The 25,481-nt window shown below is 40.5% G+C and carries 21 protein-coding genes; 6 read left to right on the top strand and 15 right to left on the bottom strand.

What is annotated here, in order from left to right; genetic code table 11:
- Positions 1 to 9: 9 nt before the first annotated feature.
- A complete protein-coding gene (locus HC179_RS03850; protein ID WP_168863137.1) occupies positions 10 to 540 on the top strand; it encodes a DinB family protein in 531 nt (176 codons plus the stop codon).
- A 201-nt stretch (positions 541 to 741) separates the two neighbouring features.
- Here the strand turns inward: HC179_RS03850 and HC179_RS03845 are convergent, their stop codons facing one another.
- The gene (locus tag HC179_RS03845) at positions 742 to 1,935 is read right to left on the bottom strand and encodes an aminotransferase-like domain-containing protein (protein ID WP_168863136.1); all 1,194 of its coding nucleotides are present in this window, start codon (positions 1,933 to 1,935) and stop codon (positions 742 to 744) included.
- 149 nt (positions 1,936 to 2,084) lie between these two features.
- Entirely contained in the window at positions 2,085 to 3,038 is a 954-nt protein-coding gene (locus tag HC179_RS03840; protein ID WP_168863135.1) for a DUF4097 family beta strand repeat-containing protein, read from the bottom strand.
- Positions 3,039 to 3,255: 217 nt separating this feature from the next.
- On the opposite strand from HC179_RS03840, the gene HC179_RS03835 reads away from it, so the two are divergent.
- Positions 3,256 to 4,956, top strand: a complete 1,701-nt coding sequence (locus HC179_RS03835) for a transglutaminase-like domain-containing protein (protein ID WP_168863134.1) — start codon at positions 3,256 to 3,258, stop codon at positions 4,954 to 4,956.
- 720 nt (positions 4,957 to 5,676) lie between these two features.
- Here HC179_RS03835 and HC179_RS03830 read toward each other — a convergent pair.
- The 3 genes from HC179_RS03830 to HC179_RS03820 all read right to left on the bottom strand — a co-directional run bounded on the left by HC179_RS03830 (position 5,677) and on the right by HC179_RS03820 (position 7,623).
- Positions 5,677 to 6,552 carry a LysR family transcriptional regulator gene (locus tag HC179_RS03830; protein ID WP_168863133.1) on the bottom strand — a complete coding sequence of 292 codons (876 nt, stop codon included), beginning with the start codon at positions 6,550 to 6,552 and terminating at the stop codon, positions 5,677 to 5,679.
- A gap of 74 nt (positions 6,553 to 6,626) precedes the next feature.
- Complete coding sequence (locus tag HC179_RS03825) at positions 6,627 to 6,914, bottom strand: putative quinol monooxygenase (protein WP_168863132.1); 288 nt, start codon at positions 6,912 to 6,914, stop codon at positions 6,627 to 6,629.
- 43 nt (positions 6,915 to 6,957) lie between these two features.
- Positions 6,958 to 7,623 (bottom strand): type 1 glutamine amidotransferase domain-containing protein, encoded by a 666-nt coding sequence (locus tag HC179_RS03820; protein WP_168863131.1) that lies wholly within the window; start codon positions 7,621 to 7,623, stop codon positions 6,958 to 6,960.
- Positions 7,624 to 7,939: 316 nt separating this feature from the next.
- Here HC179_RS03820 and HC179_RS03815 point away from each other — a divergent pair, with 316 nt between their 5' ends.
- From HC179_RS03815 to HC179_RS03805, 3 genes are read left to right on the top strand one after another with little or no spacing between them, the layout of a single operon-like run.
- On the top strand, positions 7,940 to 10,189 hold the full coding sequence (locus HC179_RS03815) for an EAL domain-containing protein (protein WP_168863130.1): 2,250 nt from the start codon (positions 7,940 to 7,942) through the stop codon (positions 10,187 to 10,189).
- Between the two features lie 17 nt (positions 10,190 to 10,206).
- On the top strand, positions 10,207 to 11,874 hold the full coding sequence (locus HC179_RS03810; RefSeq protein ID WP_240948461.1) for a thiamine pyrophosphate-binding protein: 1,668 nt from the start codon (positions 10,207 to 10,209) through the stop codon (positions 11,872 to 11,874).
- A 2-nt stretch (positions 11,875 to 11,876) separates the two neighbouring features.
- Positions 11,877 to 12,263, top strand: coding sequence for a carboxymuconolactone decarboxylase family protein (locus HC179_RS03805; RefSeq protein WP_240948460.1), 387 nt, complete (start codon positions 11,877 to 11,879; stop codon positions 12,261 to 12,263).
- 21 nt (positions 12,264 to 12,284) lie between these two features.
- On the opposite strand, the gene HC179_RS03800 is transcribed toward HC179_RS03805, so the two are convergent.
- The 4 genes from HC179_RS03800 to HC179_RS03785 all read right to left on the bottom strand — a co-directional run bounded on the left by HC179_RS03800 (position 12,285) and on the right by HC179_RS03785 (position 16,300).
- Positions 12,285 to 13,211 (bottom strand): HD domain-containing phosphohydrolase, encoded by a 927-nt coding sequence (locus tag HC179_RS03800; protein ID WP_168863129.1) that lies wholly within the window; start codon positions 13,209 to 13,211, stop codon positions 12,285 to 12,287.
- A 29-nt stretch (positions 13,212 to 13,240) separates the two neighbouring features.
- Complete coding sequence (locus HC179_RS03795) at positions 13,241 to 13,795, bottom strand: hypothetical protein (RefSeq protein WP_168863128.1); 555 nt, start codon at positions 13,793 to 13,795, stop codon at positions 13,241 to 13,243.
- A 284-nt stretch (positions 13,796 to 14,079) separates the two neighbouring features.
- Positions 14,080 to 15,117, bottom strand: a complete 1,038-nt coding sequence (gene desA / locus HC179_RS03790; RefSeq protein ID WP_168863127.1) for a Delta(5) desaturase DesA — start codon at positions 15,115 to 15,117, stop codon at positions 14,080 to 14,082.
- Positions 15,118 to 15,349: 232 nt separating this feature from the next.
- Complete coding sequence (locus tag HC179_RS03785; RefSeq protein ID WP_168863126.1) at positions 15,350 to 16,300, bottom strand: multidrug resistance efflux transporter family protein; 951 nt, start codon at positions 16,298 to 16,300, stop codon at positions 15,350 to 15,352.
- Positions 16,301 to 16,422: 122 nt separating this feature from the next.
- Here HC179_RS03785 and HC179_RS03780 point away from each other — a divergent pair, with 122 nt between their 5' ends.
- The gene (locus HC179_RS03780) at positions 16,423 to 17,130 is read left to right on the top strand and encodes a metallophosphoesterase family protein (protein WP_168863125.1); all 708 of its coding nucleotides are present in this window, start codon (positions 16,423 to 16,425) and stop codon (positions 17,128 to 17,130) included.
- Between the two features lie 55 nt (positions 17,131 to 17,185).
- On the opposite strand, the gene xylF is transcribed toward HC179_RS03780, so the two are convergent.
- From xylF to HC179_RS03750, 6 genes are all read right to left on the bottom strand, one after another.
- Positions 17,186 to 18,286, bottom strand: a complete 1,101-nt coding sequence (gene xylF / locus HC179_RS03775; RefSeq protein WP_168863124.1) for a D-xylose ABC transporter substrate-binding protein — start codon at positions 18,284 to 18,286, stop codon at positions 17,186 to 17,188.
- Positions 18,287 to 18,307: 21 nt separating this feature from the next.
- On the bottom strand, positions 18,308 to 19,849 hold the full coding sequence (locus tag HC179_RS03770) for a response regulator transcription factor (protein ID WP_168863123.1): 1,542 nt from the start codon (positions 19,847 to 19,849) through the stop codon (positions 18,308 to 18,310).
- A 137-nt stretch (positions 19,850 to 19,986) separates the two neighbouring features.
- Positions 19,987 to 21,414 (bottom strand): sensor histidine kinase, encoded by a 1,428-nt coding sequence (locus tag HC179_RS03765; protein WP_168863122.1) that lies wholly within the window; start codon positions 21,412 to 21,414, stop codon positions 19,987 to 19,989.
- Positions 21,411 to 22,388 carry a sugar ABC transporter substrate-binding protein gene (locus tag HC179_RS03760; RefSeq protein WP_168863121.1) on the bottom strand — a complete coding sequence of 326 codons (978 nt, stop codon included), beginning with the start codon at positions 22,386 to 22,388 and terminating at the stop codon, positions 21,411 to 21,413. Before HC179_RS03760 ends, HC179_RS03765 begins: the two co-directional genes overlap by 4 nt.
- Positions 22,389 to 22,507: 119 nt before the next feature.
- Positions 22,508 to 23,680: a sugar ABC transporter permease gene (locus HC179_RS03755; protein ID WP_168863120.1), complete on the bottom strand. Its 1,173-nt coding sequence runs from the start codon at positions 23,678 to 23,680 to the stop codon at positions 22,508 to 22,510.
- Between the two features lie 12 nt (positions 23,681 to 23,692).
- The gene (locus HC179_RS03750) at positions 23,693 to 25,213 is read right to left on the bottom strand and encodes a sugar ABC transporter ATP-binding protein (protein ID WP_168863119.1); all 1,521 of its coding nucleotides are present in this window, start codon (positions 25,211 to 25,213) and stop codon (positions 23,693 to 23,695) included.
- Positions 25,214 to 25,481 lie beyond the last annotated feature (268 nt).

Raw genomic sequence — 25,481 nt, 5'->3', positions numbered from 1 at the left:
TGGATAATAATGACCACCAAAACAATATTGCAAATCACAGCCTTATCAGGCTACGAACTAGAAATTGGTCGTGCTCTATGGTGTTTAGAAGATGTCCGCCGCAATCTTACTAAGAAATTAAAAGGAATCAGCCAAAGTGAGCTTGATAGAAAAATAGATTCTCGGCAGTCCATAGGATCTCTGTTGTACCACATCGCGTATGTAGAAGCTGGTTGGCTATTTGGGGAAGTAATGGAAAAAGACGCGTGGGACTCGGAAATAGAAGAACTTTTCCCATTGGATGGATGGCCTAACGGAACATTGGTACATATAGATGGGGACACTATTGAAATTCATCTTCACCGTTTAAATAAAGTAAGAGAGACTTTGCTTTACCACTTTCGTTCTTTAAGTTTAGAAGATTGGCGGAGGGCTAGAGTGTTTGATGAATATGATGTGACACCTGAGTGGGTAATTTACCACCTTATTGAGCATGAAGCACACCATCGGGGACAGATTTTTCAGTTGTTGAGGGAAATTCGAGATTTAGAAGACAAATAGACAATTTCAATCTGTGATTAACAGCTTGTTAAATGCTCTGAAGACATTTTTGCATGGATTTATCCTCTAGTATTGTCTTCATTCATTTCGTACTTAAGCCTAGTCAAAAAAAGAAGAAAACCTTACTAAACAAGTGAAATTATTAATATTAAAGGACGGCTCTATCGCTTCCATAGCAATAGAGCCGTCCCTTTAACTATTCTATCGTGACCAAGATTTAAGGACATCTCCTAATATCTTAATACCTTTCTCAATATTCTCCTCATTCTCATAACTGAATGACAGACGGAGGTATTCGGCCCCTTCTGTCTGGTCGAGGAAAAAGTATTTGCCAGGAAGAAAAGATACCCCTTCCTCGGTCGCCTTTGATAGGAGTTTCTCTGTATCTACATCCGGGACCTTCACCCATACAAAATAACCGCCCCCAGGTACAAACCAGGTCGTATTTTCTGGAAGATACTTCTCAATGGCTACCAGCATAACACGGCATTTTTTCTGATAGGTTTTACTTAAAGTCTGCAACCGCGATGTAAAATTTGTATTCTCCAAAAGTGTGGCCATGGTCGCTTGTGAGAAAGGATGTTCCAAATCTTTTTTAAACCAGAACAAAGCTTGGATGAATCTTTCTGTAGCATGTACCCAGCCAATTCTCATCCCAGGGGCCACCACTTTTGACAAGGACCCGACATAGAGAACCCTATCTTCCGTATCCATGGACTTGAGTGTCTTAGGGTTGTTAGTAAAACCCAGTTCACCATATGCATCGTCCTCTAACACCAAAAAGTCGTATTCCTCTGCAAGATCTATTACATGACGTCTCCGCTCATCGGACATTGTTGTACCTGTTGGGTTATGAAACGTTGGTATAGTGTATAAAAAGGCTGGTTTCGTCATCCCTTTTTTCTTTCTCTCAGCAAGCATCTCCGCTAAAAGTTCCGTTTGAAGACCGTCCTTATCAATTGGAACTGTTATAATCCTATTTGTGTAGTTATGAAAAATCTCGAGTGCCTCCATGTATGTTGGGGACTCGACTATCACGACAGCTTCTTCATCAAGAAAAATACGTGCAATCAGGTCTATCGCCTGGCATGCACCGGATGTGATTAAAAGCTCTTCATCCTTTGCGGGCATACCACGCTCTTCCTGCCTTATCCTCACCCATTCTTTCAGCTTATCAATTCTTGGACTTCCTATGTAATGAAGGGGAAGGTCGTTTTCTTCTTCGAGCAATTGAGCTACTGCTTCTTTTAATTCCTTACTCGGAACAAGGTGAGGTGCCGGATATCCGGAATGCAAACGAATTGCGTTAGCGGGAACGGATGGAAACCATTCGCCGGGCGGGTTATTTTGTAAGGCTGCTTTGATGTTTTTTGGGAAAAAGGATTCCTTGTTCATTCATACCAGACACCTTTCTAATTTATATGTTCCTTATATTTTAAACTTACACTCAGGTGACAAACAATAGAGCAAATTCTATTTTGCTCATTTTTTTGGTGGGAGAAGAAGGATAATAATTAATTACTCCCGCGCACATATCCAAATTATTAATTTAACCTAAAATCGCCGGAAGTCGTTCGTACCTTAAGTACAAATTCTCCTTCTCCAATTTTACCGGCTATTTCCTTCTCACTTCTCTCCTCATATTGCATTCCCTCTAAGTTTACTGTTCCTTTTCCGGATTGCCCTTTAAAGTCAACTGCTAGAGAGGTAGGGTTTTCGTCATACTTCACTCTCACATCTCCACTCGTTACCTCCACCTCGATATTACCTGTTACCCTTTCATTTTCAATATCGATGTCCCCAGATGTAGTCTCAACGACAATATTTCCTTGTACACCCCAAACATTAATATCTCCTGATGTTGTATCCACTTGTACGTCCGCGAGAACTTCTTTGAAGGTGATGTCACCGCTAGTTCCAGCAATGGCTATCGCCTTAGCTTCGGTGTTTTCGATGCGCACATCACCACTTGTCAATTTAATAGAATAGCTTTCTGTTATCTTTACGTCTTCAACTAAAATATCTCCCGAAGTTAGTTCTGTTTTTAAAGAACCTATTTGTAAACCCGAGATTTGAATATCACTTGATGTGGAATAAGTGGATAACTCTGTATAAGTTTTTTCCGGTACCTCCACTTCAAGCTTCAGTCTGGTGATGTTAGTACCAAATTGAAATTCCATCTTAGGTTGCTGTACTACAATATGTATGTTTCCGTTGACTTCCTTTACTTTTAATTTATATTTGTCCTTGTTTTTTTCACTAACATCTCCTGATAACTTTGCATAAATGTCTTCCCTATCCACAGAAACCACCTTGATATCCGCGGATGTCGCACGGATTTCTATATTTTTTGCTTTACTGTCGCTAACTGTTTCTTCTTGTTCAATAGAAGTAGTATTGAAATTAAAACTAAACGTTTCTTTAAATTGGCCATATACAACAGTAGCTCCAATTGCTAAAAGAATGAGCACAAACAAAAACGATAATACTTTTTTCATAATTTGTTTCCCCCTAACTAATTCAAGGAATATTTTACCTATAGCCTAACTATACCACCTTCAAATGGCTAATTCTACCACTTCAATGTTTTACCGTTCTTGTTCAAAGTTTTCCAATTTAATAGTAAGATAGCATCAGAAACTTTATAGTTTGTACATACGTATGTAAAAGATACAACTTAAATGGACGAAAAGGACCCGTCCCGAGGAGGATACAATGGCAATTAAAAGCCGATACATAACCGCATTGTTATTGAGCGGCAGTTTAATTCTTTCTGCCTGTTCAGATAAAAATACAAGTGTGGAGGAAAATCAGCCTGCTGAGCAAGAAAAAGTGAAAGATCAATATGAACAACTTATGGATACAAAGAATGCAGAATTGGAGCTTGAAGCACTGGAGCTAACTTCATATGCTGAAGAAGTGAATGCGACTCTCCGTTCACCTGAATATAAGGAATTCAGCGCGAACGGCCAAATAGACATTGCCGGTACCGTAGAGAAGCATGCTGATCTAAAAGGGGAGTACGTTTGGATTAAGGTGCGTTCCGATGAGGACGGACCTACAGGGGATTTGATGGAGTATTACGCACCAATTAGAGATGGCGAGTTTAAAGAGAAAATTTCTTTTTTTAATGGCGAGGGTGAATATAAGGTCACCGTACAGCTTCCAGACACTGAAAGAGAAAATTACTACTATGATATTGCAAGTTTCACTGTCCATAATGTCAATCCTGAATCAACCTATGATATTACCTTAACACCTTTTGGCCATGATGCTGGCCTTCAGTTCAATGTAGAATCAGCTTTTTTGAAGGAAAACGAGCTATTCGCTCTCGGGGGGAAAGCAGCTGCGCTCTCGGACGGAGATACTATAATGCTGCAGTTGAAAAAGGACTCTGATATTTGGAAGCATATGGTTACTATTGAAAATGGACAGTTTTCCACAAACATTCCACTTTTCTACGGAAAAGGAGTGCACCAGTTGGAAGTCTTAGTACCAGATGGTGAGCGCGAAGACTACTATCAACTTGCATCCACTCTCTATATAGACAACGCCTCTGAAAGAGTGATGCAACCTTTAGAGTATTATACTGCTTATAAAGAACGCGGCGTGACACTTGAATCTCCACAATACGGTGGGGACGAGGCGGAAGGTACTTATTCAGTAAAAGGGAAAATCGATCCTAAAGCCGAGTTCGGTCAGGAGACGACTCATATTTATGTTAGTACGAAAAAAGGCGCAGATGAGGCACTTGATGTAATCCCTGTGGAAAACTATGAGTTTGACGGTTCCTTCTATTTGCGTTTCGGACCTGGTGAATATGAAGTAACACTAAGTGTGCCGGAAATCAAAGAAGAAAATAGTGATTTCTTCCGTTATTATGGGTTTGCTAAATTTCAAGTGACCGCATCTGCTGAAGATAAACGGGATCTATTGCCTTCCCGAGGTGTCCAGTCTGATGCGCCTGAAATTATCAAGCTTGCTGAAGAGCTGACCGCTGATAAGGATTCTAATCGCGCCAAGGCAAAAGCTGTTTATGAATATGTAGCAAAGAATGTTAGCTATGATGTGCAAAAGTATAAAAACAATGAATTCGAGTGGGACGATAGTGCACTGAAGACCTTGGATTCCATGACAGGCGTGTGCCAAGATTATGCGTATCTTGCAATAGCTTTATTGCGTGCGAGCGGAATCGAGGCTAGATATGTAGAAGGACGCGCTGGATCTCCATGGCCTGGGAATCATGCATGGGTAGAGGCGAACCTGGATGGTGAGTGGGTCGAGATGGACCCTACATGGGGTTCTGGTTATCTCGATCGTGATGATAATTTTGTTGCTGCTTTTAATGAGGATTATTTTGATCCGAATCCGGATGAGTTTCAGAAGACGCATACGCGGACTGGGGTTCGGTATTAAGAGTTAGGGTTAGGTGGGGCCACATGGACATGGACATGGACGGTATCTATGTGACCGCTTTTTTTGAATGAGGTCTTTAGGGATGCTCAGGAGATACATGGGTCTGCATTTGGTGAACTACAGACGTTTAATTTTGGGAGGTTTGGTCTTTTAGACGGCTTGTATTTAAAGTATCCCTCCATTTTCACTGAGCTTCAGACGTTGCAACGACTTCTCTGTTTCTGTTACCGTTTCCCTCTTGTCTACTATGCTTCGGGCCTTGAGAAGTCCTCTCTATTACCGTCTCCCTCTGGACCGCAGCGCTTCAGGCCTTGAGACACCCTCTCTGTTACCGTTTCCCTCTGGAACACAGCGCTTCAGGCCTTGAGACGACTTCTCTATTACCGTTTCCCTCTGGAACACAGCGCTTCAGGCCTTGAGACGCACTCTCTGTTACCGTTTCCCTCTGGAACACAGCTCTTCAGGCCTTGAGACGCACTCTCTGTTACCGTCTCCCCCTGGAACACAGCGCTTCAGGCCTTGAGACGCCCTCTCTATTACCGTTTCTCTCTGGAACACAGCGCTTCAGGCCTTGAGACGCACTCTCTGTTACCGTTTCTCTCTGGAACACAGCGCTTCAGGCCTTGAGACGACTTCTCTATTACCGTTTCCCACTATGCTTCAGATCCTGGTAAGACTAACTATCTTTGCATTACAGCTTTCCACTTCCCCTTGCAGCCCCTACTTCTTCAATCTCCTCAAAATCTCCCGAACATGTGGATGGTCACTGTTTTCCATTTTAGAAGCCAGGTAAATAGTGTTTTCTACTGCGAGTTGCGGGAATAAAATCTTTGTTTTTCCTGCCTCCATTGAATCCTTAACTAGATAGGTAGGCAGCACACTTATCCCCATGTTATTCTCTATCGCTTCCAGCACAGCTCTTAAATCAGGAATCACATGAGTTGGCTGGATTTCTGGTCGTTTATTGAAATGCTCACGCCAGTATCTTCGTACAATCGGTAGTTCGGTTCCATAACTTAACCACTTCTGTCCATTTAACCAAGCTTCTATCTCTTCCATGGACTTCACATCAGAATTAGTCTCACTGTCTACTGGTACCACTACTACAAACACTTCGTCCTCAATTTTCTTATATTCAACGCCTGCGATAGGTGTTTTTTGTGTGGTGATAACCAAATCTACCTCACCAGCACTAAGCTTTTCTTGCAATTCCTGCGCCACCCCAAACTGTACAGATAGCCGAAAATCCAACCCCTTAAATTCTCTAATTGCCGCTTTTGTAAAATATTCTGGAGGAGTACCAAGCTTAACTAATGGTGCAAGTGCAGGTTGATTGGAATCATTCCTAAACTCCATACTGGTACTCTCTAGCTTCTCAATCAACGGAACAATTTTTGTATACAGCTCTTTCCCCTTTTCTGTGGGAATCATTTTCCGAGGGGCACGGACAAAAAGAGGCTCTCCCATCTCTGATTCCAATGCAGCCAAATGCTGGCTCATTGCCGGCTGCGTTAGAATTCTTGCCTTGGCTGCTGCAGATACTGACCCATGTTTGTATATACTTATAAAACTGCGATACCATTCAAAATCAATCATACTATTTGCATTCCTTTTCCTTTACAAAAGCACCGCACTTCACTAAGAAGAACGGTGCAATTTCATATATAAATTTAAACCTTTGTTAGTCTATATACTTCCCGTTTTTCCACTAAACCTTCAATTTTACGACGATAGTTTTGATAGTGTTCTGTTTCAATATGTTCTTTTAAAGCATCTTCATCCTGCCAAGTTTCATAGAAAACGAAAACACCTTCTTGTTCCACGGACTGGTGCAAGGAGTATTCCTCGCAGCCTTTTTCAGCCCGTGATGGTGCCACCATTCTTTGCATTTCCTGAAACAAGTCATCTTCCTTACCAGGTTTCGCCGTCATAATAGCGTTAATTGTGATTGGTTTCATACAAACACCCCTTCCAAATTGTAGTGCTGCAGGATGAATGTGTTTAGCCTAGTTGTTTTACTACTTCTTTTGCCACGCTGATCGTGGATTGTGGGTTTTGACCTGTTATTAGGTTTCCGTCTGCTTGCATATGATCTGTCCAGTTATCTGCTACAATAACTTCCGCTCCTAATTCTCGTAAGCGTGTTTCCAATAGGAATGGCATATACTTATCCAATGTTGTTTCTCTTTCCTCGTCATCTGTGAAAGCTGTTACGGTTTTGCCTGCTACAAGTGGAGTTCCATTTGATAGCTTCACTCCCACAAGACCTGCGGGACCGTGGCACACTGCTGCAACTAGTTTGTCCGCTTCATAAAGGTCGCGGATTACTTGGTGTAATTTCTCGTTATCAGGCAGGTCAAACATCGTACCGTGACCACCAGGTAAGAAGATCGCGTCAAATTTAGATACGTCGGTGATCTCGTCTAATTTAATCGTATTTTCTAAATATTGAGCTGTATCTAAGATTTCTTGAGGTGTTTCTCCACCTTCTAAACTTCGAGCATCCACAGGAGCTTTCCCGCCTAGTGGACTTGCAACTGTTATCTCGTAACCTTTATTAGCAAACTCCACATACGCCTCGCCGAATTCAGAAAGCCATAATCCTGTTTCGTGTCCTTCCTTCATTTTGTCTGCAGTTGTTACTACCATTAATATATGTTTAGTCATTTCTTATTCCTCCTAAAAGTTGTTTTCATTTCTTACAGTTTTCATTGTAGTATCCGATTATCTATAATACAAATTAGATATTTTTTCTTTATGTATAAATATATTTATAGTTAATCACTCTCCTCTCCTTTTTACATTACCCATTTTTATTATTTACACACTTCATATCTTCACCAGAAAACTAGACTTAAGTACCCATTTCTAAATACCCACTCGACAATTTATGTCGATTTGTGTAAATTATCCTTTGCTATCTATCCTGAATACACTTAATATGAAATTATACGTAACTGTTAATTATTTGAGGTGTTGGAAAATGAGTGAAAAAGAACCGTACTTTATTGCTACTTCTAAAAGAAGATGTATGGAGAGCGGTATGGATCCTGAAGAGATTCCAAGTCCAAAAAAATTTATGACAAGGGAAGAGTTGGCAGAAAAGCGACGAGCTTATGGAGAAATATTATCTGTTGTTAGTTTTTTTTCTAATAAACTGCTGAACTCGTTAAAAGGAACACCAATCCTCGTCGTAATCTCTGATGCTGAGGGATTCTTACTGGAGATTGATGGGGATGAAATGATTAAATCTACAATTGAACGGTTTGGTATTAAAAAGGGAAGTCAATTTACGCAAGCAGATACTGGTACTAACGTGATCAGCTTAGCTTTGCAACAACATCATCCCATCAGCCTGATTGGAGATCATCATTATCACAAAGCTTTCCATCAGATAGCCTGTTACGGAGCGGCATTACATTATACAGATGACGATGATTTACTTGGCAGCGTGAGTATTATGATGCCAATTCAATTTGAGAACCCACTCTTCTTAACAATGCTGTCGCAAGTGGTGGACTCTATCGAACGGGAACTTCTGCTAAGAAAACAAAATAGAAAACTAAATATCATGAACCAAATTATGTTAAGTAGAACGAGAAATGGAATTGTAATTACAGACGAAAAAGGCGTCACAACCGAATTCAATGAGTTTGCTCAACAAATTTCCAATCGTACAAGAGAGTCTGTTATTGGGAGAACTATTTTCGAGTCTGAACTGACAGGTAAATATTTTAAAAAAGTAATAAAATATCAAAAAAAATACGAGAATGTCGAAATAAAATTTAATAACCCAAATGGCGACCCGGTAGTCTGTCTTTTCGATGCACAACCTATCTATGAAGATGACAAAATGGTAGGTGCCTTCGGTCAATTCCGTGATATTACAGATCGGTATTTTATAGAAGAAAAGTTTAATTATTTGGCATACCATGATGACCTGACGGATCTTCCAAATAGACGCTACATACAAAAGGAAATTGAATCTCTTATCCAAGACAATCGATTAGGAAAAGAGACAAAGATGGCCATTCTATTCCTTGACCTGGATAGATTTAAAATCATTAATGATACGTTCGGTCATTCCAATGGTGATCTCCTACTAGTTGAGGTGACAAATCGGTTGGTTGGTTGCCTAGGTGAAAAGGATACGCTTGCACGTATGGGTGGGGATGAATTTATTTTCTTATTGCGAGATTTTGAGTCTGAACAATATGTAACGGAAATGGCAAATAATGTCCTAGAGCAATTTAAGGAGCCATTTACCGTGAACTCCCATGAGTTTCATACCACTGTCAGTATTGGTGTCGCAATATACCCACACAATTCCATTACACTTGAAGATTTCATGGTCTATGCCGATAATGCAATGTATAAAGCCAAATCACAAGGAAAGGACCGGTATGTAGTGTATGCATCTGATATGTTGCATAATTCAATAGAAGAATTACAATTGGAAACCGATTTGCGTAAAGCATTGGAACGAAATGAGTTTATCCTTCATTACCAGCCTCAGATCTGCAATAAAACTGGAGATATGATAGGCGTTGAAGCATTAATCAGATGGAATCATCCTACCCTTGGCCTAATCTATCCGGATAAGTTTATTGACCTCGCCGAAGAAACTGGACTAATCACTAATATTGGGGAATGGGTAATTGAAGAGGCTTGTTCACAGAACAAAAAATGGATAGATGCTGGCATGCCCCCTTTTAAAGTGGCTGTTAATCTCTCCACCCAACAATTTTTCAAACTGAACCTTGTAAGCCATGTTCAAGGTGTACTAGAGCGTACCGGCCTTGATCCCCAATATTTAGTGGTAGAAATCACTGAATCTATGGCGATGGATTTTGATTATTCTTTGAAAGTGCTTCAGCAATTAAAGGACTTGGGTGTTTATATAAGTATTGATGACTTCGGGACAGGCTACAGTTCGTTAAGCTACCTGAAAAGTTTTCCAATCGATTATTTGAAAATTGACCGTTCCTTTGTAAGAGATGTATTGAAGGATAATCATGATGTAAATATTGTGAAAGCTATTATTACGCTCGCTCACAACCTTGGTTTGCGCGTTATTGCCGAGGGCGTCGAAACGATTGAACAACTAGACTTTTTAAAGAAATATGATTGCGACACCATTCAAGGCTATCTTTTTAGTAAGCCAATATCAGTAGAACAATTTGAACAATTACACCCGATGCTGTTAAAAGAGATAGAGAAAATATACGTATAAGGGGATCGGAATTACAAATGAATACTTCTGCTACAATGTTGAAAATGGATACTGCTGCTGCCATCTTGGCAAAACTATTTAAAAAGTGGGAAGTCCAACATATATTTGGAATTCCAGGAAAGGCTATATCACCCATCATTTACGCATCTGATAAAGAAGATATTGAATTTGTATTATGTAAGCATGAAACAGGAGCTGGCTTTGCAGCTGCAGGCTACTCTTTTATGAGCGAGAAAATAGGGGTTGCCATCGGGACTTCCGGTCCTGGAGGAACGAATTTATTAACGGCTGCTGGACAAGCAAAAGCATCACATATTCCGGTATTAATTATTACCGGACACCCTTCTATGAAGGACACAGGCAAAGGAATGGGACAGGATTCCTCATTATTTGGCACGGATCTTGTAGAAATGTTCAAGCATGTCACCAAATTCAGCGCCAGAGTGGAACGGGGGGATATGCTACAACCATTACTCCAGCATGCTTTGGAAAAGGCTTTGTCAGGTGTAAAAGGGCCAGTACACTTGTCCATTCCTTTTGATATCTTACTAGAAGAGATTGAACCGTTTGAAATTAACTTACCAAAACCTATCGAAATGATCTCCACCAACCTCGATAAAGTAAAGATGGAGCTAGAAAATGCAACCAGACCTTTGCTATTCTTAGGAAAAGGAGTTCATTCTAGCAAGGCATATAAGGAAATCCAGCTTTTAGCTGAACATTGGAAAATTCCCGTTATGACTACCCCGGGAGGAAAAGGGGCATTTATTTCCAACCATAGCCTATCACTTGGAGCCTTTGGTTTGGGAGGAACAAAAGAAGCCTCCGACTACCTGCGTTCCGGTATAGATTTACTTATCGTAGTTGGGTCAAAATTAAGCGATATGTCCACTGCAGGATTCACACAGGATATGTATCCTAACCATTTGATACACTTTGACTATGATTCCACTTTCATTGGAAAAAGCATTAAGGTGCCAACTACGCCGGTGATGGGGGATATCCGTTCCAACCTTCAACATTTATTAGATCTTGCAGGAGTAAAAACAACCGATAGCTCGCAGTTTATACAACCAAAACAACTTAAGGATGTACCATTTAATAAAGCCTCTGAATATATGTCTGCTGAATCAGCAATAAAAGTAATGCGCAATGAACTTCCTGAAGACAGCATCATATTCGGAGACGATGGCAGCCACACATTTTACGGAATCAAGCATTTTGACATTTTTCAGCCAGGTAGTTTTATTTTTGATGATATATTCGGTGCAATGGGTCATGGAATTGGTTATTCAATAGGAGCAAAATTAGCTGCCCCGAACAAGCCAATTGTGTGCCTTGTCGGAGATGGATGCATGTTCATGCATGGAACGGAAATTTCCACCGCATTAAACTACCAATCCCCTGTCCTATTCATTGTATTGAATAATGGTAGGCTGGATATGGTGGAAAAAGGCATGAAAAAAATGAACGGAAAATCAATCGGAGCCATCTACAGCTCTCCACTCGATATTGCGGCTTTCGCGAATTCAATGGGCCTTGAATCATATAAATGCTACAATCCACTAGATTTAAAAAATGCCATTGTACTAGGTTTAACAATTATAGAAACTAAAAAAACGCCAGTCGTCATCGAAGTTATCGTTGACCCTGATGAAATACCACCAACCATGGGGAGGCAGTAAAATTGGAAAAGAATCGATTTGAATTAGGAATAGAAACACTTGAAAAAATGTTCCCTGCTGAAGCACTAGAAGGAATGAAGAAAATGAAAGAAATTTCCCCTGATTTTTGGGAAATGATTGTTGGGTTCGGCTATGGAGAACTTTACCCTCGCGAAGGACTCAATTTGGCTGAAAGAGAACTGGTCACTCTAAGTTCCCTCATTACACAAGGTGCGTTTGAACAGCTAGATGTTCATATTAGGGCTTCCCTTCGAGTTGGCCTGACAGAACACCAAATAAAAGAAGTCATTATTCAATGTTCTGGGTATGCAGGATTCCCTAAAGCTGTTCAAGCAATGAAAATAGCGAGTGTCATATTTGCCGACGAAGCCGAGAAGGCAAACAAATAAAACAAGCCCTAAAGCACAAGATTATGCTTTAGGGCTTGTTTCTTTTAGTTTTCCTTCTTCTTGAAGAACTTCAATAAGGGCATTAACTACTTCTGAATCATATTGGGATGGAGAGAGCCTTTGGAGTTCGTCTATTGCATACTCTGGAGTGAACGCATTACGATATGCACGGTCTTCTGTCATTGCGTCAAATGTATCGCTGACAGCAATAATTCTTGCTTCAAGTAGTATTTCATCACCTTTTAAACCAGATGGGTATCCTCTTCCATCTAATCTTTCATGATGTTGCTTAATTATAGTCGCAATCTTATCATCATAATAAAGATCTTTAACCATATTTGCCCCATCACCAGGGTGCAATTTAATAAGTTCAAATTCCTCATTTGTTAACTTTGAAGGTTTATTTAGAATCTCAGAAGGAATATTTATTTTCCCTATATCATGTAAAATGGCAGATAAAAACAAATTTTCCAAGTTTACTTTTGGCAAAGCAAGTTTTTTGGCAATTTTTATTGAGTATTGTGTTACTCTCTCACTATGTTTAAAAGTATAAACGTCTCTACTTTCTACTTTTTCAACAACTTCTTTTAATTCTTTAACACCTTCGCTTAGTTGGTAAAAGGTTGGTTCAGTAATAACCCATAAATATGAAACATCTGTTAATGCAGTAAAATGTACTGGTTCCTCTAAGTTTGTAGCAGTAAAATAATCTTGAGGAGATAATTTGACTTTTTCCCCATTAACCTCGCATGAAAGTTCACCGCTTATTAAATAGAAAAATTCCATTACATTTGGGTTTTCAGCTGGATAGACATAAAAGAAATTATTTTTTGTTAGAGTTTGAATTATTACTTCAGTTCCATCGCCTCTTGCAAGCAAACTTAAACCAAAGTTTTCAAATTTCACTTGTTCTATGCTTGTTCCTTTCTTTCCTATCGTAAAAGCCACTTAACTTCCCACCTCTTACAAAACTTTAATTAAAAATTAACCACTCGCACAGGATCAATCCAAGCCCAACGATCAGCAAATCGAACATACTTCCAGAAGCACTCCGCTACGACACCGTATTCTGCCACTTCATCAATGGTTTCCTGTGTCATTTGCAAAGTAATATCAAATACGTAGCTGATAATTGCATCAACCTCTTGGTCAAATTGGGCCGTTCTTTGAGCGATACGCTCCTCTAATAATCCCTTTTCTGCTTGCAGAGCTGCAAGTGCTTCTTCAAGTTCAGCTTGATGCACGCTGTTTGTGGAGTTTAGCAATGCCGTCTCTAGTTCTTCTATTCCGGTGTTTAACTGTGTTAATTCGCCTTCTAATACTGCTAATTCTTCCAGGTACACAGCCCATAAAGCATCAGCGTCTTGTACACCCGTCTCTATGATCCTATCCATTTCCATATTTGCTGCGTCAATAATTTCTAGTGCTTTTTCCACATCTGCATCACTTGCTGCATGCGCATTTGACGATAATCCTAAAGAAACCCCCAAAAATAAAATGGTAAAGAAAGCAAGCAAACCTAGTCTCTTCACTGTAATCCCCCTCAAAATTTTTATATTATTCTCTCGGTGTAATCTGTGACTTTCTCCTGAGGTAACGTTATGTAATTTCGTGCTTTTTTCCTATATATCACCATAATTATACAAGTTACAAATGCTTAAATCTATATTTTTTTGTAATATTTTGTTTTTTCTTACATGTCCTATTCATTATATCGGTTAAAAAAGATTTTTATATAGGGTCCTTCTCTCTCTTTATTGCTTTAAAATAAAAAAAAACCAACCCCTTGATAATTGGGATCGGTTTTTTTATTGTTTTAAACTTCCGGCTTCATCTCTGTTCTAGATACAGTGTTGTGTACCATCTTTTTCGCTTCTCTGAAGGTTACAAAATTCTTGCTCTTTTCATCCCATAAACGGAATTTCAATGATTTTAAACTTGTTGCCAATGTAATCGTCGGTACATGTTGAAGTGGTGGTGTGCTATGATGACACTTTTCTAGTTCATAGTTTGGTACCCTTGGACTAAGATGGTGTATGTGGTGGTAGCCAATATTCCCTGTGAGGAATTGTAATACCTTTGGCAGCTTGTAGTAGGAACTTCCTTCAACTGCAGCTAATACATATTCCCAATCTTTGTCCATTTCAAAATAGGAGTCTTCGAACGTATGTTGTACGTAAAACAACCATATTCCTACACTTCCTGCAATCATAAAGATGGTACCGTGGACAATCAAAAATGACTGCCAACCGATTGCTAAGCTTAATAATACTGCTACAGCAACGATTAGTACGTTTGTTAGATATAAATTGTTTCGTTCCTTTTGTCTTGCTTCTTTTCGGTTGAAACGGTTTCTAATCAGGAAGGTGTAAATTGGCCCTAGTCCGAACATTACCAAAGGATTTCGATATAGACGATAAGATAAACGAGTCTTGAAAGATGCTGCTTTATACTCTTCCACAGTCAGTGTCCAGATATCACCAACACCGCGCTTGTCCAAGTTTCCACTTGTTGCATGGTGAACGGAGTGATCATGTCCCCATTGATCGAATGGGAATAATGTTAGTACTCCCGTTACGGTCCCTACTGCACGGTTCCACTTTCGATTTTTGAAGAAAGAGTGGTGTGTGCAATCATGGAAAATAATGAAGATACGTGTCATGAACCCTGCAGCAAAGATCGCTGGTACCAACGCCAACCAATAGGATACAGATAGGCTTATATAAGTGAGATACCATAACAGGAAAAATGGCGTTAGCGTATTGATCAACTGCCAGATACTCTTACTAGTTTGTGATTTTTCGAAAGGAGCAACTTGTTTTCTAAGGTTTTTCATTTCATTTTGAATTGACATTTTATTAAATCCCTTCGTTGTTAACTTGATAAAATTTATTATATCCAATATAAAAAAATTAGTTAGTAGCAGGTGTCATATGTAGAGTATGACAAATGTCATATAGTTTTTGTAAAGGATTGTCAGACTTCTTATTAATACCTTGGGACACTTGAGATTTCATTATTTGAAAATGGAAAAATTTTTTATAAAAAAATAAAAAAAAGAGTGTTTTCATCTAGAAAATCACTCTTCAAGCAGCAAGCCTTTTTAGTTTTAAACTTTTCTTTGTATAGAAGCTATGCAGGAGCATGCCAATAATTATGATGAATAACCCCAGTAGCCCTATCCCATTGGGCATTGGAGTTGATAAAAGAAGCACCTCTCCAATCAACACAAACAAGACTTGCGTCGATTGAGTTGCCTCCACTGCGGCTAATTTTTCCTGACTGCCTCTCACCATGTCAGTTGCGATAAAAAACAAGGTTGTTGCGATGACTCCTGAACTGATGGCCACAATAAATGTCTGGAGAACCTGTGCCTCAGAAGGTAGGCCAACCGTTAAATATCCCCTTAGCGCGACAAGTAACCAGACTGGGATTGTAGCCAAAGTCATGCCAAGTACTCGTTGAAACGTATCCAGCCTACCTCCGCACACCTCCATCATCTTCCTATTTCCAAGCGGATAGGCAAAGGCTGCAATTGCAACAGGAAGAATACCATAGATAACCATGGATCCAGTAAGACCACTTCCCTGTTGTGTCTGAATTAACAGGACACCTGCAAAAATAACCATGGATATGAAAAGCCCCCGCATAGGAATACGTTCGCGTACCTTTAGTCCTTCCACTGTTTTAAAGAAGAGAGGACCTAGAAGAACACCAGCGATGATGGTTAGCTGCCACGTTCCGGCAACCAGCCAGCCCGGGCCATATGCTGCAGCAAATGTAATAGGTCCGTAAAAGAAGACAAAACCAGTAACACTCCAAATAAACCAATCGATTGGGGCCATTCGCATTTCACGAAATAGTGACCCAAGGTTCCCCCTCAACCAAACAATCAAAAACAAAAAAGGCACCATAAAAAAGAAACGCAATGACGAACTCCATAGCCAGCTACCACCTGATAATTCCATTGAACGGTTTAATATAAAGGTGACAGCAAAAAACATAGAAGCTATTACGCCAATTGAAATTGCTTTCACGGAAAACATCCTTCCCTCCGATTTATCTTTTTCAACATTATAAAGGAAAATCGAACGAAATATTTCGCTTTTCGAAAATTGTGGTAAAATTTTAATAATTATAAGAAAAGGAATGGAAGACAATGAGGCGTCTACTTGCAATAAGTGATATTCATGGTGATTTAGAAAAATTCGAAAGACTTCTAGAGATAGTTAACTTTGACAACAAACATGACAACCTCCTTTTACTTGGAGATTATGTGGATCGCGGACCACATTCACGTCAGGTTTTGGACAAGGTGATGGAATTGACTGCTGAAGGGGCCATAGCCCTGATGGGAAACCACGATAAAATGATGATTGACGCTCTTGAACACCCTGAAGACCCCCTTCATTTGAAAAGGTGGTACTATAACGGAGGCATTAAAACTCTGGAGAATTATGGCTACAGAGTTGAAAAAAACGATGCGAAATATTGGTATAAGACAGAGGAGATGCCGGAAACACTTGTCATAAATGAGGAGATTCGCCCGCATATAGATTTTCTAAAAACCCTCCCTTACTATTATGAAACAGATACTCATATCTTCGTCCATGCAGGAGTACACCCTGTGACAGCATTGGAACTTACTGAACCTTACACCTTAGTGTGGATTAGAGAAGAATTTCATAAAGGATATCAAGGTGAGAAGACAGTAGTCTTTGGACATACCCCAACAAAGCATCTACATAAAAAGCCAGAGGTTTACTTCGGTGAGAATAATATTATTGGGATTGATGGCGGTTGTGCTTATGGAGGACGACTGTATTGTTTGGATGTTTTAGAAAAAATGGTCTATTATGCAGAATAAAAAAATCTCAGGGGTGCCCTAAACAGAGTACCTCTGAGATTTCATCACACACCCTTTATCGTTTATCCCCTGTATACACATCCTCCTTTGTATGAAATCCATCTGCAATGACTGTCTCATCTATATTGTCCCTGTTCACGGCAATCGGCGGCAGTAGAACTGATGGCACCTCCACTTTCCCATTGTTCACTTTGCGATCTGTATCAATAAATTCTCCTTTTGCCATAGCAACTGCTAGTCTCGCCGCTTCTTCTGCGAGAGTGGGTATCGGTTTGTACACCGTCATCGTCTGAGTGCCTTCTACAATCCGTTGAGCCGCTGCAAGCTCTGCATCCTGTCCGGCCACAGGAATGCTTCCAGCAAGTCCCACTTCCTCGAGAGCTTCAATTGACATCCCTGCTGTCGCATCGTTTGCAGCTATCACAGCATCTACTTTCCCGCCATTTGCAATAAGTGCCTCCTGCATATTGGCGTAAGCATTGCTTGGGAGCCAGTTTTTGGTCCACTGGTCATAAACGACAGTGATTTCTCCTTTATCTATCAGCGGCTGAAGGACATGGAAGACCCCCTTTTTAAACAGGTGAGCATTATTGTCCGTATCCGCTCCGCCAATATAAACATATTTGCCTTTAGGGACAATTTTTGTAATTGCCTCTGCCTGCAGCTCCCCGACACGTTCGTTGTCAAAAGAAACGTAAAGGTCAATTTCTGCATTTTTTATTAGTCTGTCATAAGAAAGTACCTTGATTCCGGCCAGATGTGCTTTCTTAACGATCGTTGCTGCTGCTTCTGCGTTATGCGGGACTACTACAAGAAGATCGACACCTTTGCTTATAAGGGTTTCCGCCTGTAACACCTGCAGTGCGTCATCGCCGTTTGCTGCTAGTATTTCCACTTCCGCTCCAAGGCTTTCTACTGCTGACTTAAATAGAGCCCGGTCTCTCAGCCACCTTTCTTCTTCTAAGGTGTCCATAGAAAAACCGATTTTTATTTTTTCCACCTCAGAAGTTGCCCCTTTGTCCTGCTGAAGGGATATATTTTGTACAGTTCCAATGTCCTGCTGAAGCGACCTATCTGCCTTTTCACATCCTGAGGCTACTAAAAACAGAGTCAGCGTAACAAACAATGTTAGTAATCTACGTATTCCGAGCTCCATTTCCCCCATCCTCCCTGCCTTCTAAGCCTTATTTCCGAGCAATGTTTTACGATACTCTTTAGGTGAAACATTGGTCATTTTTTTAAATACCTTGCTGAAGTAATTAGGGTCATGGTAGCCAACTTCAAAAGTAATTTCTTTAATACTCTTCTCCAAATCATTCATGAGCCGTTTCGCTTTCTCCATCCTGCATTCTGTGAGGAAGTCGATATAATTGATGCCCTGCTTTTCCTTGAACATTTTACTAATATATATTGGGCTCAAGCCCACTTTCTGGGCAAGTGTATCGAGCGATATATCTTGGTGGGAATGATCCATGATGTATTGCTTAATCTGCTGAATGGTGTCTGCCTCCAAGTGGTTGTAGTGGTCATCATAAGATCGTTTCATCTTTTCCAAGAGCTGCTTTGTTTCGGAACGAAGCTGACGATATTGTGTTGTTTGTACTGAATAGAGCGGTGTGGTAGTTTCCACTCCTATTTCATTTAGTACACGTGAAGTAATCCAAAGAATCTCTAGCATGCGTTGCTGGGTGTGCAATAAACTGGCCGCTTCTTTTTCATAGCATTGAAGGATGTTCATGACATACATTAGAACATCATCCCATTGACCAAGTCGAATTAAATCAGCAAATTCCTTTTGCTGTTGTTTGTCCAAATTACTATTACGTACATCCACACTTGTATGGATATCTGCATGAAAACGGTAGTTCGTAATAGCTTTAGTATTTAAGGTAGCCATGAGGGCGTCCTGGTAAGATTGTCGAACCTGGTCAAGAGAGCTGCAAACCTCCCCTATCCCGATAAACCAATCAGTATGATTTTCTTTTTTAGGGATAGCTAAAATATCTCGCGCAAGTGTACTAGCTTGGGAACGGAAGGTCTTATCTGGCTGACGGAACACGATTATTGGAAGCTGATTCCCATAAAGTGCTCCTACCCATCCACTTTTGTTCTGCCTGACTTTCTCCTTAATTAAGGAATAGTTGGATTCAGATCCTGATGGCAATAGGACGATCATGGCAAACATCTCATTTGTTGAAGGAATATCAAGCATCTCCATCAACATGTCCACATGTACTTCATGCACATGGTCGAACAACAACTGCGTTACGACATCCGTCTCAACAAGAGTCAAGGTTTTTTCTAATGCCTCTTCCTGGAGCCTATTTTTAGTTTGTTCAGCCTTCTCCTGCTCAATTTGCTCCAGTACTTTTCCGACTGTCATTCTAATTTCGCTAATCTTACTTGGCTTCAGTATATAGTCTTTAACACCCAGTTTGATGGCCGCTTTGACATATCCGAATGTATCATAGGCGGTGACCATGATGAATTTTGTTTTTGGATGCTTGGCGCTGATTTGTTCGACAGCTTCTAGCCCATTTAATCCAGGCATCTTGATGTCCATCAGAATTAGGTCCGGGGTGTAATCGTCCGCCATTTCTACTGCCATTTTCCCATTTTTGGCCTGCTTGATTAGTAAGTCAGGAAAGTTTCTCTCGAGAATGGTTTGCATGCCTTCGCGTTCAATTTGTTCGTCATCTACAATGAGGAGTTTGATCATCCAGTTTGACTCCTTTCATTAATTGGGTATCATATGCTTTCCGCGGGACGGTGCTTGAACCTCTGAGGTCTCAACCTACCGTTATCCCCCGCAGGAGTCTCACACCTTGCACTGCAATCTACAGGAAAATTCTGTGTTCAGTACTTTATTTTCAAAATAACCTTTGTTCCTTGGCCTTGGATTCCTTTGATATCAATGACATCGTCATAGCCGTAGAAAAGTCGCAGTCGTTTTACGACATTACTGAAGCCGATACCTGTTGAGTGACCTTCTGTAGGTAGAGGGGATTCTTCATTTAAAATTTGAAAGATCTTTTGTTCAGGCATCCCTATTCCATCATCCTCAATTTCTATTACTACCTGGTTACCTTCCACTTTGACTCGGAACCAGATGTTCCCCCCATCTTCCTTCGGTTCCACCGCATGAATGACGGCATTCTCTATGATTGGCTGGAGAGTCAGGGCTGGGATTTTCAAGTCTAAGCATGATTCATCGATATCCCAATGCAACTGTAGCCGGTCTGTAAAGCGCGCCTTCTGAATGTCCATATATTGTTTTAACACTTGAATTTCATCATGAAGTGTTACGGAGCGATCTTGCCGCTTTAAGTTGTAACGCAGAATTCCCGCAACGCTCACCAAGAGATCGCTCGTCTCTTCTGAACCTTCTAGATAGGCTTTTTTGGAAAGGGTATTTAAGGTGTTGAAAAGAAAATGTGGGTTGATCTGACTCTGCAAGCTTCTAAACTGGCTTTCTTGTAAAAGAAGCCTACTTTCTTGAAGCTCTCGCTCAAGCGCTGCCTTCTGCTTAATCTCAGAGATCAGGTTATTAATATTGATTCGCATTCGATCAAAAGTCCTTGCTAAAAAGGCAATTTCATCATTGGTTTCTATTTTTACCTGCTGGTCAAAATTCCCTTTGGATAGTTCATTTGCCGCCTTTGTCAGTTGAAAGACAGGCCGTGTGATTGTAAGCGAGAACCAGTAGGTGACAAGAAGCAATAGACAGGTGATCAGCAGCAGACTCCAAATTCCAAGCTTAATCACTTCACCAGATTGTTCAATGATTCCCCTGTAAAATCTATCAAATGTATTCAATTCTGTATCTATTAATGTTAGAGTCATTTCGGAAATATAGGTGGTGATTCGAGTAGCCTCTGCAAATTCCTGAGCGGAGGCCTCAGTATCATTTTCCGACTGAAACACTATTGACCTGTCTGTTGCTTCCACCAAGCTATCAATCAAGTTCATATAGTTGGTTAAGGTAAAGTCGTTTTCTGTGTTTCTTAAATGATATACGCCGTATTTTGCTTGCTGTACCTGTTCCTTGCTTGCCGTAAGCTTGTCTAGGCTGTCTTGAGTTGGATCAATGGTATAGTTATTCAAATCCGTAACTAGCTGTTGACTCGCTTTTGTCACTTCATTCATGCTCAGGTATCGTTGCAAAATATCGTTATATTGTTTATGGGTTTTATGATTGTAGTATGTAAGCGCTATCCAAATTGTTGACATAATCACCAATACTACCGTAGTAAGGGTTAGAATTTTCTTTTGGATACTCGTCATTGTAGATCCGCTGCTTTCCTAATTCTGATATCTGTCAAATAGCCATCTTTATTAAGTGGCACAGTTTCCCCGGTCAACCATTCCTTCATCAGCTTAACACTTTTTCTTCCCATTTCTTCTGGTGACTGTTCAATGACTCCATCCAATTTTCCTTCCTCTAACAACGTCAGTGTCTCAGCTCCATCGTCAAAAGAATAGATATGGTACGGTTCTACCTGAGAGCGCTTACTTATCTCCCCGATCATCGCACCGACAATGTTGGCATTAATGGCGATGAACGCGTCAATATCTGGCTCTTTGTTCATTACATCTTGCGTGGTGGTTATGACTTTTTCTCTTGTGTCATCTGTAGTCGCATGAATCATATGGATAGTATCATAAAATTTTAGAATATCCTGAATCCCTTCCAAGCGCCGCTTTTGATAGTATTCCTGGTTCTTGTCATACATGAGGACGACATTCCCCACTCTCCCCATATCGATCAATATCTGTCTTGCAATCATTTTACCCGCTTCATACTGGTCAGAACCGACATAAGTACGTCGGATGCTTTCCTCCATCGGCACATCATTTGCAACCGTAATAATCGGAATACCATGGAAGCCGGCCTTCACTTTCGTCAATTCCTTAAATTCCTCTGAATCCAGCCCCTGTATAATGATTCCATCCATTTTGGACTGAATGGCAATTTCTATGTCTTTTAGGAAGTCCTCTCGATTCTTCCCATAGCTCCCCCATACTTCAAGGCTCACATCACTTTCTTCTGCCTGCTTTCTAGCACCTTCACTTACCTTATCCCAGAAGGGCGTCTCCATATCTTGCGTAATAAGAACTAAACGATGTTCCTCTCTGCTAGAGCTTAGTGCTTGAGGCAATTGCCAATCGGATTGGAAGATTTTTTGTGCGGATAAAAAAGTAAGATGACATAATAGAATAATAATAATACAAATTGCTAGAATTCCTGTTCTCCGCAAGAATGATATCCCCCTCCCCCAATTGAGGTGTACTAATTTCATCATAGCACCTAATGAAAATAGTACAATCCCTGTTGAATAACAGATTCAACAGGGATTGCCAGTTATTTATATTTTCATTATCTTTTTTTACGCGTCATGACATCAAAGATTACTGCTCCTGCAAGAACTCCTCCTCTAATCATGTATTGGTAGGAGATACCAACGCCTAGCAAATTCATCCCGTTGGATAGAGATGCCATAACAACCGCACCGATTATGGCGCCTGTCACTTTTCCAACACCACCAGCAGAAGATACACCGCCCACATATGCAGCGGCAATGGCATCAAGCTCAAAAAGAGTACCCGCAGTTGTTGTTGCAGATTGCAAACGTGCTGTAAATAGAATACCAGAAAGAGCTGCTAGCATCCCCATTGATCCAAAAACAATATAGGTAATTTTTTTCACGTTAATCCCGCTCAAATGGGCAGCTTCCGGATTACTCCCGACAGCATAGATATGACGCCCAAGAACTGTTTTGGTTGTCAGGAAATGATAAACCACAACTACTAATAATATAATAATGACTGTCCAGGAGAACCCGTTATAGCCTGCTAGAATCCAAGTTATATAACCTATTATGGCGGAAACAAAGAATAATTTAAGTGCAAAAATCGGCTTGGAGATGACTTCAAAATCATACTTGATTTTATTTCTTCGGGTCGAAATTTCACTGTAGATGTAAAGTAAGATACCCACCAACCCAACTAAAAGAGATAGTAAGTGCAAACCATTCCATTCTACAAGAGAAGGAATATAGCCATTACCAATCGCATTAAAGGCATCATCTTGAATGATGATGGTACCAGTCTTCTCTGTAACTTGCAGCAAAGCCCCTCGGAAAATAAGCATTCCTGCAAGAGTGGCGACGAAGGATGGAATGCCAATTTGAGCAATAAGTACCCCATTAAATAGACCGACAGCAACACCTAATAGCAAAATAACCGGAATCGTTACCCATACAGATACCCCTGCTTGTGTAAGCAAGATAGCTGCAATTGCCCCAAGAAACCCTGCCGCATATCCTACTGAAAGATCGATATGGCGAATAACGATAACGAGCGTCATCCCTACTGCCAACACAGCAATATAACCCGCAGAATCCAGTAGGTTACTAATGTTACGGGATGACATGAACAATCCGTTTGTCATAAAAGTAAAAGTTAATATAATAACAAATAATGCGATATACATCCCATAATCTCGGATGTTTTCATGTATAAGCGTTCTGGCTTCTTGTATAACATTCATTGTAATACCCCCCTATTGCGTAGCAAGCTCCATAATTTTTTCTTGGTCTGCTTGTTCTATTTCTAATTCCCCTTTTATTTCCCCTTGGGCCATGACATAGACTCTGTCACTCATGCCAAGTACCTCACCAAGCTCGGATGAGATCATCACAATACTAAGTCCTTCCTCAATAAGCTTGTTCATCACGGTATAAATTTCAAATTTCGCCCCGACGTCGATCCCGCGTGTTGGTTCATCTAAAATAAGTAGTTTTGGTCCCACAAATAGCCACTTCCCAATGGACACCTTTTGCTGGTTCCCACCACTAAGGTTTCCAACAAGCTGCTCTAAAGAGGAGGCTTTAATATGAAGAGATTGTTTGTACTGTTCTGCGACCTTAATTTCCTCATTGTCATTTATAATACCTTGCGAGGCTATTCCTTTTAAATTCGCCGCAGAGATATTGCTTTTAATATCCTGCAAGAGGAAAAGTCCATCATCTTTTCTGTCCTCTGTGACATAAGCAATTCCTGCCTTGATTGCATCACTAGTATGCTTAAGGGTAGCAGGAGTGTTATTCCACAACATATCGCCTTGGATTTTGTAGGATTTGGCATTTCCGAAAATACTGAGGGCAAGCTCAGTTCTACCTGACCCCATAAGACCAGCGATACCTACAATTTCTCCTTTCTTCACATGAAGGTTAACGTTTTTGATTACCTGTCTTCCAAGTTGTGGATCATAAGCCGACCAGTTATGAAGTTCCAGTAGGTTCTCTCCTGCTACTTCCTTCGTCCTTTTTGGGTAGATGTCTTCAATTTCTCTTCCTACCATGTTCTTGATAATGACACTTTCGGTAATTTCCTTTTCTTTTGCATCAAGCGTACAGATCGTCTTGCCATCACGGATGACGGTTGCTTTGTCTGCGATGCTAATAACTTCTTTCAGCTTATGGGAAATCATAATGCACGTTATCCCTTGATTTTTTAGTTCTTTTAATAGTTCAAGCAAGTTTTCACTGTCGTCTTCGTTAAGTGCTGCTGTCGGTTCATCCAAAATGAGGAGCTTAACTTCTTTACTTAAAGCTTTCGCTATTTCTACAAGTTGGCGTTTTCCGACACTTAAATCTTTTACAAGCGTATCAGGGTTAACATCGAGCTTTACTTTCCGTAATAACCTTTTTGCTTCGACAATCGTTCTGTTCCAATCGATCACTCCACCAAACTTCATTTCGTTCCCTGCAAAAATGTTTTCATAGACCGATAAATCTGGAAACAATGCGAGTTCTTGGTAGATGATGGCGATGCCGGTATTTACACTGTCACTGATTTTGTTAAATTGCTGAACATTCCCTTCAAATACGATGTCTCCATCATATGTTCCAAAAGGATACACGCCGCTCAGCACCTTCATCAGTGTGGACTTTCCCGCTCCATTTTCTCCGATTAAGCAGTGAATTTCGCCTTTTTCCACTTTGAAATTCACATTACTCAGCGCTTTGACTCCTGTAAATTCTTTAGAGATATCGTTCATCTCCAGTATATAGTTGCCCATCCTTTTCCCCCCTTAACAAAAGCAATGACAATGGCGAAATAGTGATAAAGTTGCCATCACTATTTCGCTAGGTACTTAATTTTACTCCTGTAGATTTTCGTTCCAGGTGTTCGCTTTCCGCGGGGCGATGCTTGAGCCTCCTCACTTCGTTGGAAGCCACTGAAAAACTGATAACGTAAATTTTTTTGTGATTCCTAGCTGGTGATTGTAGCAAAAGGCGAAGACTCCTGAGGGAGCTAGCGCTAGGTGGAGACCCCGCAGGCGTAGC

It is taken from the genome of Bacillus sp. RO1, from assembly GCF_012524115.1.
GTDB lineage: Bacteria > Bacillota > Bacilli > Bacillales > Bacillaceae_I > Sutcliffiella_A.
The sequence above is the reverse complement of the archived record's forward strand: the minus strand, read 5'-3'. Positions and strand labels throughout refer to the sequence as shown.